The sequence below is a fragment of the Zhongshania marina genome, assembly GCF_002915595.1.
Taxonomy (GTDB): domain Bacteria; phylum Pseudomonadota; class Gammaproteobacteria; order Pseudomonadales; family Spongiibacteraceae; genus Spongiibacter; species Spongiibacter marinus_B.
Genome location: NZ_PQGG01000040.1, coordinates 77,825 through 90,483, shown reverse-complemented (window position 1 = coordinate 90,483; position 12,659 = coordinate 77,825). Strand labels below are relative to the sequence as shown.

Here is a 12,659-nt window from a genome sequence, read left to right as displayed (position 1 = left end):
TGCCGCTTACTCCATGACCAGCATGCATTGAACCAGTGCGCGCTTGATGTATCGCTTAATGGTGATTTCAGACACTGCTAGGCGGGCAGCAATATCGCGATACTTCATGCCCTCCAGTTGTGCTAATAAAAACGCCTGTCTAACGTCGCTGGGCAAACTGTCGAGTGCCGCATCAATCTCATAAAGGGTTTCAAGTATCAGTTCTTGATGCTCTGGCGAAGGCGATTCTGGCTCCGGTAACAGCATCAGTGTCTGTAAATAGGCCTGTTCGATGTCTCGACGACGCCAATGATTAATCATCAGCGAGCGGGCGATATGCGTGAGGTAGGCGCGGGGTTCACGAAGAGGCGTTGTGCTGGTATCCCGCAATAGCACTTTAACAAAGGTGTCTTGGGTCAGATCGGCGGCTGTCTCTGAACAACCCAGCCGCGAGCGCAGCCAGCCCCGCAGCCAGCCGTGATGGTTGCTGTACAAATGCTGGATATCGCTTGTGTGAGCTAACTCGCTGCCTGACACGTTATATTCCTGAAGAGGTTACTTGTCGCAAATGAGAATCGATCTCATTGTATTCTGTGCGGTAGCATAAATGCAACTAGCGGGCTTAAGATTGATCTGGTGTGCAAACTTCGGTGTGGCAATTTCAGAATGTATTTCCTTTAGGAATCTTCATAGAAGCACCGCAACAAGGTTAGGAGGCAGAAACCTCACTAACTAAGACTATCAGTGAAACCTATCAGTTTAGAGAAGGCTATGTCGGCGCCCCAGTCCCCCGAGGCTACGCTGCCTCCGGGCGGCCTCGGTGTACAATTGGAGCTTCGATACTGAGTACGGCGTAAGAGATTATGGCTGAGATATGGGGTTGTTCGTCGTCGTACTTCAGGATGGATTTTAATGAGGTTTGGCAGAAATTTATAAGCACTTGTAAAGGCCTGAAATAAGGGTTCAGTTCTCAGGCCTGATTTATTTAGCTGTTAATCTCGTGGCGCTGCAGTGTGCGTAGCAAGAATATCGGCAATATCTTGGTCACTAATCTCTTCGCCTTGCTGGGCTCTTTCAGCGAGTGCAAACATTGGGATAATAATGGCCATGCCGTCGACTTCGGTAAGCAATTTAATGCCATTATTTTCGGTGATGAGTTGCGCCCATTGCGTGCGTACACGTTGCCAAAATGATGCGGTTTTCTCCCAGTATTTGTACGCTGGTGAGAAATCCATTTCTGTGGTTTTGGTATAGCTGTTGTAGCCAAATTCTCGAGTTAAAGCACTGCTGTTTTGGTTTTGCTTGCGCTGAACTTTGCTATTGTCTTGTTCATGGCTCCAGCCAGCTGGGGTAATAGTGTGGCGATTGACAACCCGTAATGCGTTGTAGTCATTGCGGCTAGTGTATTCACGGCGGGGCAGTGGTCGCCAGCTGCGGTCGGAAGTCCAAGTTGGGGTGTCAAATTCATATTCCCAGCGGCCGCTGCCGCAGTAGCGCGGCGCATCAGACACTTCGTAAACGCATTGTGTCCATCTGCCTTTTGATTCGCTTTTAGGCAGCGACTGTAGTCGCCATGTTTGATCGTCATCAAATTCCAAGCGCTCGTCCGCCTGATAATGCCAGTCTTGACGCCAGTGCTTTATCACATTGCCATCTTGCATTTGTAGCAAATGTTGAAGAGAGATGAAGTCACCCTCGTCGGCGATGACGATGACGGTTTCCCAAGCCGCAGTATCTTTGCCTGGCCTTTTTTCATAGTTGGGCGCAAGAGTCACAGTTTCATTAAATTGAAAACGGACTTGGTATTCTCCCTGCATAGCGAGTATCGCTTGGCGGTCTTGTTCAAAAGAAATGCTGTTTATAGAAGCCTTATCGGTAGTTTTTAACACCGCCTGCGTATTTGGGTTGATCGTGCATCCCGTGATGAACGCGACAAGCGGGAGTAAAAAAATTCGGAGCAACATATGCCTGTTACCTAATTCAAATTACGTTTCAAGAAAGCGCTATTGTAAACAGTTGCTATTGATAATGACAATCATTGTCGTTTACTATTGTGACTTACTGGCCAAGCCGCTAGTCAATAGGGCGCACTTTAGCTCGGCGCAAGTAAAGAATTTACACACACGCATTCTATGTAAGAGAAACCCATGAAGACGTCCAGTGGCACCTTAGCGTATTGGCTAAAGCCAAGTTTGCAGCTAGCTACTTATATTGCGCTAAGTTCAGTGCTGCTCCACGCAAACTACGCGGTAGCACTGAGTGAGTCAGTGGTGAATAGCGATACATCACGTAAGGATAATCAGCGTCTTATTGAAACCGTTGTCGTAACGGGCACCCGCACACCGTACTCATTAATCGATTCGCCAGTAGAGGTGCAGTTAATTGACGCTGCACAAATTGCACGGTCCGGTGCCCGAGATGTTGCTGAGCTACTTGAGCGTGAGGGTGGCGTTTACGCAAACCGTGCAGCGGGGCGCGGCTCAGCTATTCAAATTCAAGGTTTGTCTTCAGAGCATGTGCTTATTTTAGTGAATGGCCGTCGCATGATTGGCCGAATAAACGGTGCCATTGATTTAAGTCGGCTTCATGTTGCTGACATTGAGCGTATCGAAATTGTAAAAGGGCCGTCGTCTGCGCTTTATGGTGGCGATGCCTTGGGCGGCGTGGTGAACATTATTAGTCAGCGTAAGGGAGAGGGAGGAGCGCTCATCTTGCGTGCTGATGATGCGGGAAATCAAGACGTATTCGGGCAACTGGCTTTAAACGGCGACAGCCTTAGTGCGTCTTTGTCGGGTGGCTATAGTCATTTAGATGGCTTTGATTTAGATAAATCCACTATTGCCGAAGACGGCGTAGTAGGCGATTCCACTTTTGGTGGCGTGAGTGGTAATTGGCAAGCGAATGAGCAATTTGGTGTCGATTTTGACCTCGCGTATTCCTTAGATGATACCGAGCGCAATGATGGCGGCACCGGCGGCGCAGTTTATAAAACCTATAAACAAATTGAAGAAACTCGTTTGGGTGTACGGCCGAAAATGAGCTTGGAAAATAGCACTCTAACCGTGGATTTTTATTACAACCGCTATTACGACCAATTTTTGCAAGATCAGATTGGCAGTAATGACAATACCATAGACGAAGAAACTGTTAATGAGCTGATGTCCGCAGGCTTGCAATGGGATATTTCGCCATCGGTATTAAATACATTATTTGGCGAACATTTACTTTCTGTCGGTGCCGAATTTCAGATTGAAGAATTAGATGCCGACCGTTTGGGGCAGGTGGCTGAGCGGGATCGCCAAGCGGTTTATATTCAAGATGATCTTCAATTAGCTGACGGGCGATTACATTTGGTGCCGGGGTTGAGGCTCGACCGAGATTCACAATTTGGTGATCAGCTCTCGCCTAAACTTGCCATGCGCTACGATATCAGTGACACCCTTTTTACGCGTGTCGGTTACGGTCAAGGTTATCGCCCGCCGAGTTTTCGAGAACTGTTATTGCGTTTTGATAATCCTTCGGTGGGCTATCGTGTAGAGGGTAATCTCGATTTAAAGCCCGAAAGCAGTACGGGATTTAATTTTGGCCTGAGCTGGCTGCCATCGCCACAGCACAGCGTTTCTATTTCTGCCTACAACAACGAAGTTGAAGATTTAATAGATATTATTCAAGTCGCAACAACGCCTTCCATGATTTTCAGCTATCGCAATGTGTCTCGCGCCAGTCTTATGGGCCTAGATATGCAGTGGGCATGGCAGCCAGAGATCCTACCGGAATTCAATTTGCAATTTGGCTACGGCTATTTATGGAGTGAAGACAAGGCCACCGGCGAAGAGCTGTCAGGCAGGCCTAAGCAGCGAGCTAACTTGGCATTGGCTTGGGATACTCAGCGCTATTACTTGGCTCTGCGCGGCACATGGACCGACTCGCGAACTTTTGGTGTAGAGCTAGACGCAGGCGGCCCGCCTACCGGTGCTGGCGAAGCCGAGGCTTACACCCTGCTAGACGCTCGCGCTGCGTGGAAGGGCTTTGCACCTTTTGAGCTGGCCGTTGGGCTAAACAATATTAGCGATGCTGGCGATTCCCAGTATCTTCCCATTCAGCCGCGAAACGCTTACCTAGAAGTTAAATGGAATTTGAAATGACGCAAATGAAACCATCAATAATTGCTCTATTGCTGAGCTTTGCATTCTTACTTGCCGCTTGTACAGAAAACCTATCTTCAAAAAGTGATGACAACAACACCGAGTCAGAAGGCGGCGTCACGCCTACGTTAACCGAGCCAGGCCCCGGTGGCGATCAGCTTAAATTTAGTCTTAGTGGCAATGTATTTATTGCTGAGGTTGACGCTAGTGGTAATGATTGGGTGTACGTTGATTTAGTGAATCAACAGCAAGTAAATCCCGTGAATCCCGACGCCAGCGACGAATGGCATTTGGCGCATAAAGGTGCGGAAATAAAACTAAACGGCGGTGTTTCTGGTGCGCCTAGTAGCGGTTTTAGTTCGGCAGTTTATGCAGATAAGACCGCAGAGGGCGAGAATTATCCCTTTGATTCTATCAGTGCCGCGCCCCCAGCTGGCACAGTGACTTTTCACACCGACGAAGTCGGCGATCACGATGGCAATCCATTGACGCTAGCGCAGGCCATCTATGCCATGAACACCTATCCAGCGGCAGACAAATCACCAACGCCCATTATTGGCGGTGGTGATCACGGTTGGTACCGCGATTCTGCTTTTGGGCAAAATATCACTGAGCGATCTAACGTCGCATATATACTGCGAACCCACGATTGTCATTACTTTAAGTTAAAGATGGTTTCTTACCGCAGTAGCGACGACGAGGCCGGCCACCCCACATATCAATTTGCTGCAATTAGCGGGGGCACTTGTATGCCAGAGCCAGAGGAGGGCACGGCCCCCTTGGGGAGGGCTGATTTCACTACAGAAAATAATATTAGCACTGCACAGGTAGATGCTTCTGATGAGGAAAATTGGGTTTATCTTAATCTGGCTGAGCAGCGCCAAGTAGTTCCCGTCAACCCCAGTGACGACAGCAGTTGGGATATCGCCATTATGCGTACCGATATTAAAGTCAACGGCGGAAGCTCGGGAACCGCCAATGTGGGTATACACGATATGCTCGATGCAGATTGGAGTGCTGTTACCGCAGAGCCCGCTGACGCGGAATATCATAGTGATGAAGAAGATGCCTTAGCATTCATCACTTATCCAGAAGCAGTACGCACTGGCGACGCAGCCTGTGCGGGTATCAACAGCGATTTTGGCTGGTACTACTATTCTGGATTCTGTAATGACGGTGATGGCGTGCATCATATTTCACCGCGTAACGTTGTATATGTGCTTCGCGGCCAAGATCAGGCAATTTGGAAACTTCGTATTCTGAATTATTACGGCGACTCAGGAGCGGCGGGTAATTTTGAGATTGAATACAGCCCCTTGAGTTCGAATTAGTCTGGCTAATATACGGCAGTGGCTGATCGATTTGGGCTTACTGATTTAATCAAAAATATGTTTGTCGATGCATTACGTCGTGTAAAAACTGAAATTAGCTAGAAGGGTTAGTAATGAGTTTGGATATTGAGTATAAATTAATGCCGCTTTCGGCGCGCTTAAAACAAGGAACTAGCGCCGAGCATAGCCGGTTAGATAAGCGTATTATGAAGTTGTCGCCTTTTGCTGATCGCCAGCGTTTTTCTAGGTTCGTGCGGATGCAAGTTCGCTTACATGCCGTAACCGAAAATCTCTATAATAGCTCTGAGTTGCAGTCCCTTTTACCTTCTTTAGCAAAGGGTGATCGCTTGGCAAAGGTGTTGGCTGATTCTCAGGATTTGGGTGTAAGTGAAGTCGAATTGGCGCAAGATATTTTTGCTGCGAAGGCGGTCCCCAAAGCAAGCAAGTTGGGGGCTTTGGGGTGGGTTTACACCCAAGAGGGTTCGAGTATGGGGGGCGCTATTCTTTTTAAAATTGCGAAAGAGAAGCTAGGCTTATCGGAAGAATTCGGCGCGCGCCATTTAGCAGGCCACGCTGAAGGCCGCGCTCGCTACTGGCGGAAAGTTACCGGCGATTTAGACGCAATTCAATTGGACGACATACAAATGCAAGAAGTGATCGCGGGCGCTATAGACGCTTTTAATTTTGTTTATCAATCTGTCGATGAACTATACAAAGACTTAGACTCAAAAGCTGCATGCTGAGTCAGCTTATCTGGCGATGCTTGGCACTGTGCTTTGTGGTCTTAGCCATTATCGGTATTGCCTTACCTGGTATGCCTACCACGGTATTTTTACTCTTAGCGACTTGGGCTGCCGGTCATGGTTGGCCGGCGCTCAAGCAATGGCTCCTGACACACCCCCGCCTTGGACCACCCATCCATACTTGGCAGCGACACAGAGCGGTGCCACGGCGGGCTAAATATTTAGCTGGCGCCAGTATGGTCGTGAGCATACTTTTGATTTCTTTTTCTACGTTTCCGCTGTGGGCAAAATGTGTGCTGGTATTTCTTATTGTGGCCGTATTGATTTGGCTGCTAAGTCGTCCTGAATTATCGCAGGAGCAGCTCCTTGAAATACGTAGTAAATGGAATTGAATCGCCTATTAGTAAGTCTCAGTAAGTCATCTTAGGGCGATGTATTCCAATATCATTACGCGCTTTTATGGTGGGCGCAGTGTAGATGTATTTGTCTATGCGACTGACAGCCAAACCTCTCTAAAGCCTTTAACGGCTAATCTAGAAGTGTTTCATTATCTCTTGAGCTTGTTCTGCTTTTCGAACGCATTTTGATAAACGCGATGTTTGTCAGCGATAAGTGTGGATGCCTTTTTAATCACTACATTCTGGCTAAGACCTATTGGTTTCTACTGTGCCTTTCGCGGCGTTGAGCCTCACGCTATGGGGTGGGAGGCGTCACTGAAGCACCTTGTTTTTTCTTGAATTAGTCTAGATTTCTAATTGTTGCATCGCTCCCTGAATACTGTTACAGTTTTTGATGTAACATTAATCAGTAGAAGAATAACATTATGAGCGCAAACACTCTTTCTAATGAAGATCTAACAGGATTTCGTGATATTCAGCGGCTTGCTTATGACTGTGCCGAGGCGGTTGCCGCAGACCTTCAGCCTGGCGTAAGTGAAAAGGATGTTGCTAAGAAAATGGAATCTTGGCTAATGGATCACGGGGTGGATGACTGGTTTCACAAGCCCTTCGCGTGGTTTGGTGATCGGACTGCTTTTGATGGATTTATTGGTTTTAAGCATCTTGGTGGCTTTAATCCTGCGTTCTATCCTGGCAATCGTCGTCTTGAAGAAGGTATGCCTTATATCCTCGACTGTGCGCCTAGTCGTCATGGCTACACGGCTGACATCGGCTACTGTGGGGTAGTTGGTGAAAATAAGCTTTTAGACCAGTTAATGGACGACTTGCTCGAGTATCGAATATTGCTGCTGGAGCAGGTGCGACAGCGTCTTCCCTTAGCTGATATCAGTCGTGCGGTTGATTCACTTTGTGCCCGTCATGGCTATGAGCCCCGTCATAAAGCATACCCTTTTGAAACACTTGCTCATCGGGTTGAGCTTCTTAAAGACGATGGTAAGCAGAGCCATATTAATCTGGCTCATTTCGGTTTGAGGAATATTCGCGAGCTGGTGGCTGGTGGCTGGGGGATGTTGAAGGGTGGTGACTCTCCGATATGGAATAGCGGTAAACGCGCGGATCACGCACCAACACCTGGCCTGTGGGCGGTGGAGCCTCATCTAGGTTTTCGCGGCACCGGCGCAAAGTGGGAAGAGTTGTTGGTTGTGACTGAAACAGATGCGTATTGGCTGGACGACGATGTGCCGCATGTACGCCGTTGGCAGTCTCGTGGTCTTTGGCCTTTGGAGAAAGTGGCATGAACGAAATAAATCGCACTATCACGGTAAATGGCGTCAATCTCCATGTCCGGGAGTGGAATCCGGAAGCGCAGCCTACCATTGTTATGGTTCATGGCTATCCAGATTCAAGCCATGTTTGGGATGCCACGGCGAAACTGCTCGCAGAGCGTTTTCATGTGGTGGTTTATGACGTACGCGGCGCCGGCGAATCTGATGCGCCCAAGCATACCAAAGCGTACTCGCTTGAGCACCTTGCGGGTGACTTCCGCGCAGTAATTAATGCGGTTAGCCCGAAGCGTGCGGTGCATCTTGTCGCCCATGATTGGGGTTCAATCCAGAGCTGGGAGTCTGTAAGTGATCCGGCTATGGCGAGCCGAATTGCCTCGTATACTAGTATTTCTGGGCCGTCATTGGATCATACCGGATATTGGATTGGGCAGCGTCTTAAGAGCGGCAAGCCTAGCGAATACCATAAAGTTGTTAATCAGCTTATTCACTCTTGGTATATCGGTGCTTTTCATTTGCCGGGCTTCGCACCTGCGTTGTGGAATACCGGGCTAGATAAATTGTGGCCAAGTATTTTGGAGCGCGTTGAAGGGGTGGGTGAGGCTTGCCCTAACCCTAGTCAGCGTAAAGACGGCGTGACTGGTGTGCGTCTTTACCGTGCAAATATGAGCCAGCGACTCACTGCACCACAGGAAAAACGAACCACGGTACCTGTGCAATTAATTGTTCCCGAGCGGGATAAGTTTGTAACGGTTGAATTACTGGATGACTTGTATAAATGGGCACCTCGGCTATGGCGGGAAGATGTCGATGCGGGTCATTGGTTGCAGGTTAGTCATCCGCAGTTGGTTGTAGACCGAGTAAGTCGCTTTGTTGATTTTATCGAGTCCGGTGCAGATGATAACGAGGCGCCTGTGGCGCTTAGACGTCTCCAGACTGATGACCAGCGCAAAAAGTATTCTGGAAAATTGGCGCTTGTTACCGGTGCCGGCAATGGTATAGGCCGAGAAACATTGTTGGCCTTAGCGGAACAAGGGGCTGACGTTATTGGTATAGATATTGATCCGGTGGCGCTAGATCGCAGCATCGAATTAGCGCAACTTTTGGGTGCCAATGCGCAAGCTCGTGTCATGGATGTTAGCGACGCAGCGGCGTGGGAGGCCTTAGCGGCGGAATTAGAGGCAAACAATGATAGTCCGTCAATTTTGGTCAATAACGCCGGTATTGGTATGGCGGGCCCATTTTTGGAAACTAGCGCGAAGGATTGGGAGAAAATACTGGGCGTTAATCTCTGGAGTGTGATTCATGGATCACGTCTCTTTGGTCAGCAAATGGCTAAGGCTGGGAGGAGGGCTACCATTGTCAATGTCGCCTCGGCAGCGGCGTTTACGCCAACTCGCACGATGACCGCATACTCCACCACCAAAGCAGCTGTTCGCATGCTATCAGACTGTATGCGTGCTGATCTGGCTGATTCGGGTATCCGAGTGATTACGGTGTGCCCCGGTATTGTAAATAGCGGCATCACAGATCGGTCTAATTTTGTTGGCCAAGACGAAGCGGGTGAAAACCAAAAGCGTGCCCGTGCCTCAGCACTTTATGCGCGCCGCAATTTAAGTCCTAAGGCGGTTGCTAGCGGCATTCTCGACGCCATTGATGGTAGTAATGATGAAGTACTGGTAGGGGTAGAAGCGTACGGATTGAACTGGCTGGGTCGTTTTGCGCCGAAGCTGGCTCGTCGTATAGCGCGTTATGACTTAGCAGGGTAGTAGGAGAACACTGACAATGAATACACAAGTGAAAGTAAAAGCAGAATCAAAATTGCGTAATGTTCTGAAGTTGTCGGGCAAGAAAGGATCTTCCAGCCCTCATTACATGACGCCGCGGCGGGTAGAGTTTGATTGGTCAAAAACGAAGCTGGAGTGGATACCAGACCAGCCTTTTGCTAGTCATTTTATTAACGAATTGAATTTGATTTTGCCGGCTGGCGAGTTTTGGTTTTGCCGTCTTTATAACCAAGCTCTGCCCTTGATCACCGACGAAAAATTGCGTGCAGATGTGCAGGCTTTTATGCGCCAAGAAGCAATGCATGCTCGCGCTCACGGCGGGGCGATTGAAAAATACCTAAATAGCCATGGGATTGAGACCGAGCGTAATACTGACTTTATGGACAAGTTGTTCACCGTCATTCTTGCCGACAAACCTTATGGTCGCAAAGTGCCTAAGTTTTTAGAGCGGCGCTGGTTGATATTTCGCTTGGGCATCATTGCCGCAATTGAGCACATGACCTGTGTGCTTGGCATGTATGCGATGGAGAACAAAACATGGGATGAAGCGGGCGCAGACGAAATGTTGCTAGATCTATTGCGTTGGCATGGAGCTGAAGAAGTTGAGCACCGCTGTGTCGCTTTTGATTTATATCGACATTTGGGGGGCGGATATCTTTCTCGCTACTACCTCGCATCAATTTCATTCCCCTTGATCTTTATGATTTGGGCAGATGGAGCGGCTCATATCATGAAGCAAGATCCGCGCTTTGCTAAGAAGAAGCCTAGTGCATTCCGTCCTTGGTTGTGGCGGGAGTGGGCGAAAGTCTCTAAGACGGGGCATTTACCGCATCCAGCGTGGTTGTTTATGAAAGAGTTGCCTTTTCTTTCCCCCTTATACCATCCGTTAAATGAGGGTTCGACAGAGCAGGCATTAGCCTACTTAAATAGTTCGCCAGCCTACCGTGCTACCCAGCAACCCAAAGCTGTGAATGCTAAGGCTGTTTGATAGAAAGTTTAGTCAGTATCAGTAAAGATTAAATTCAGGTCGTAGCTTGAATAGCCAGCTTCAATATTATATTGGAGCTGGTTTTTTTTGACTTAGAGAATTCTAGTGTTGGTAGCCACTACGCACGGGCTCGCTAAAATCACACTCGATGTTTGGTTTTTTTAGGCGAAAGAGTGGCGGTACTTTAAAAAGTTCTTTGTGGGACTTATTAAAGAAGTATCTGGTTGTTACTCGTGTAAATGCTCAATTACTGCAGAAAGGCGGTCGCCGAGAAAGTTTCGCAGAGAGCGGTTTAATGCAAGTTCTGCTTCGGCGCGAATAGCTTGGTGCGCAACTGGTTTGAGTTCCCAAATAAGGCGTGACAACTCACTAAGGGTTTCTGGCGGGGGAAGATCGTCGCCAAATTCATCAAATCGATCTACAGCAACTTTGACGAGGCCATCAGCGGCGCGTTGAACATTGCCGCGTAATAAGCGCATGAGTTCGATGATTTCTTCAAAGGACATCCCCAGCTTTACCATCTGCTCACCAGCTTCAATTAGCTTGGGGCTTGGGGCTACAAATTTATTGCGCTTCCGCTCTAATAGTCCGAGTTTAACTGCTTCATCAATGATGCTTTTACGAGCAGCTTTAATGCCGAACATTTTTAAAAGTTCGCTAATGGTGTACTCGCGTGGTTGTTCTGAATTGAATACTTGGGTGATAGCTCGCTCTAAGCCCAGAAGATCTTCTAGATCGCGGCCGTCCGTCCACGCGGCGAGTAGCTCGCGAATATTCTCAATAGTGTAACCACGATCAAGCAGGTTATTAATAATATCGAGTCGCGCCGCGTGGTCGTCGTTATATATGCCAAGTCTTCCGCGTTTTAAAGGTGGGGCGAGAATCCCACGATCTTGATAAGCGCGGATGTTGCGTACAGTGGTATTGCCACGGCGAGCGAGATCGTCAACCGTGTATTCGCCATCGGCCAATTGTTGTTTGCTGGATTTGCGTCCGCGGATAGAGCTAGTGGGTGCTTTCATCCCGCTTATTATATAGCTGATATAGTCATTGGCAATAGATAACAATACCGCTGGTAATGATCCCAGCGGTATTGGCGTTGCAGAATTTTACTGAATTACCCATCAAGGTAGGCTGCAGTTGCGCTTAGGCAGCTTTAGCTGGCGGTGCAAAGCGTTGCGCTAGGGCTTCTAGGCGTTTTAGCTGTGCCGAGTTGTCATGATCCCAAGGGTGGAAGTCTCGACGGAAGTAGTCAATAAAGTCTTTTGAAAAATGTCGCAGAATACCTTTGCGACCAAATAAGATTTTACCACCAGCACGCCATCCTTTGAGGTCAGTCATCGCTCCTGAACGGTAGTTCATATAAAGCCAGAATGGCAACACGCTACTCCAGAAAATGCTCATGGCAATGATCATTGAGCTACCGCGAATAGCGTAGGCCTTGGTGTCTTGGCCCACTACATGCTCGTACACGTCATAACACACGCCTTTGTGTTCAGTTTCTTCAAGCGCATGCCACTGCCACACTGCCGCCATATGTTCATCTGCACCTTCTAGAAAACTTTCGTCCTCAAGGATATAGCCCGCGAGTGAGGCGGTAAGGTGTTCTAGTGCACAGGTGCCACCAAGTTGCATTGACGGCGGTAGGATTTTGCGCATGGTTTGCAGTAATTTGCCAACAAAGGCATCCATTTGCTCGCCGCCCAAGCCGGCTGCTGCGATTGCAGCATTGTAGTCACGATGTTCGCGGCCGTGCATTGCTTCCTGGCCAATAAATGCGCTTATTTCCGCCAGTAATTTTTTGTTGTTGATTTGTTTTTTGTCGCGGTAGTGACGTACTGAGTCGATAAAGAACTGTTCACCTTCGGGAAAGAACACCGATAGTGTGTTGTAAAAATTGCTGGCATGGGGGCCGTCGGGGTGCCAGTTAGTCATGCGTTTGCTGTCGAATGTAAAGCGCAGATCACGACGTACAGGTTTTACAGCTAGAGTTGTAGTTTTCATT

At 48.4% G+C, this 12,659-nt stretch carries 11 protein-coding genes; 7 read left to right on the top strand and 4 right to left on the bottom strand.

Annotated elements, in window-relative coordinates; all coding sequences use genetic code 11:
• Positions 1-6 precede the first annotated feature (6 nt).
• On the bottom strand, positions 7-516 hold the full coding sequence (locus C0068_RS17205; RefSeq protein WP_103685715.1) for a sigma-70 family RNA polymerase sigma factor: 510 nt from the start codon (positions 514-516) through the stop codon (positions 7-9).
• A 455-nt stretch (positions 517-971) separates the two neighbouring features.
• Positions 972-1,943 carry a DUF6607 family protein gene (locus tag C0068_RS17200; RefSeq protein ID WP_199176216.1) on the bottom strand — a complete coding sequence of 324 codons (972 nt, stop codon included), beginning with the start codon at positions 1,941-1,943 and terminating at the stop codon, positions 972-974.
• Positions 1,944-2,126: 183 nt separating this feature from the next.
• Between C0068_RS17200 and C0068_RS17195 the strand changes: the two genes are divergently transcribed.
• The 7 genes from C0068_RS17195 (at position 2,127) to C0068_RS17165 (ending at position 10,654) form a co-directional block, all read left to right on the top strand.
• Complete coding sequence (locus C0068_RS17195) at positions 2,127-4,124, top strand: TonB-dependent receptor plug domain-containing protein (RefSeq protein WP_103685714.1); 1,998 nt, start codon at positions 2,127-2,129, stop codon at positions 4,122-4,124.
• Entirely contained in the window at positions 4,121-5,455 is a 1,335-nt protein-coding gene (locus tag C0068_RS17190; protein WP_158250021.1) for an HmuY family protein, read from the top strand. Before C0068_RS17195 ends, C0068_RS17190 begins: the two co-directional genes overlap by 4 nt.
• A 113-nt stretch (positions 5,456-5,568) precedes the next feature.
• A complete protein-coding gene (locus C0068_RS17185; protein WP_199176215.1) occupies positions 5,569-6,198 on the top strand; it encodes a biliverdin-producing heme oxygenase in 630 nt (209 codons plus the stop codon).
• A complete protein-coding gene (locus tag C0068_RS17180; protein WP_103685712.1) occupies positions 6,192-6,590 on the top strand; it encodes a YbaN family protein in 399 nt (132 codons plus the stop codon). Before C0068_RS17185 ends, C0068_RS17180 begins: the two co-directional genes overlap by 7 nt.
• A gap of 431 nt (positions 6,591-7,021) precedes the next feature.
• Positions 7,022-7,894, top strand: a complete 873-nt coding sequence (locus C0068_RS17175; protein WP_103685711.1) for a M24 family metallopeptidase — start codon at positions 7,022-7,024, stop codon at positions 7,892-7,894.
• The gene (locus C0068_RS17170; RefSeq protein ID WP_103685710.1) at positions 7,891-9,648 is read left to right on the top strand and encodes an SDR family oxidoreductase; all 1,758 of its coding nucleotides are present in this window, start codon (positions 7,891-7,893) and stop codon (positions 9,646-9,648) included. Before C0068_RS17175 ends, C0068_RS17170 begins: the two co-directional genes overlap by 4 nt.
• Positions 9,649-9,664: 16 nt before the next feature.
• On the top strand, positions 9,665-10,654 hold the full coding sequence (locus C0068_RS17165) for a metal-dependent hydrolase (RefSeq protein ID WP_103685709.1): 990 nt from the start codon (positions 9,665-9,667) through the stop codon (positions 10,652-10,654).
• A 227-nt stretch (positions 10,655-10,881) separates the two neighbouring features.
• Here C0068_RS17165 and C0068_RS17160 read toward each other — a convergent pair whose 3' ends face one another.
• The gene (locus tag C0068_RS17160; protein WP_103685708.1) at positions 10,882-11,676 is read right to left on the bottom strand and encodes a MerR family transcriptional regulator; all 795 of its coding nucleotides are present in this window, start codon (positions 11,674-11,676) and stop codon (positions 10,882-10,884) included.
• Positions 11,677-11,800: 124 nt separating this feature from the next.
• Entirely contained in the window at positions 11,801-12,658 is an 858-nt protein-coding gene (locus C0068_RS17155; protein WP_103685707.1) for a metal-dependent hydrolase, read from the bottom strand.
• Position 12,659: the final 1 nt, after the last annotated feature.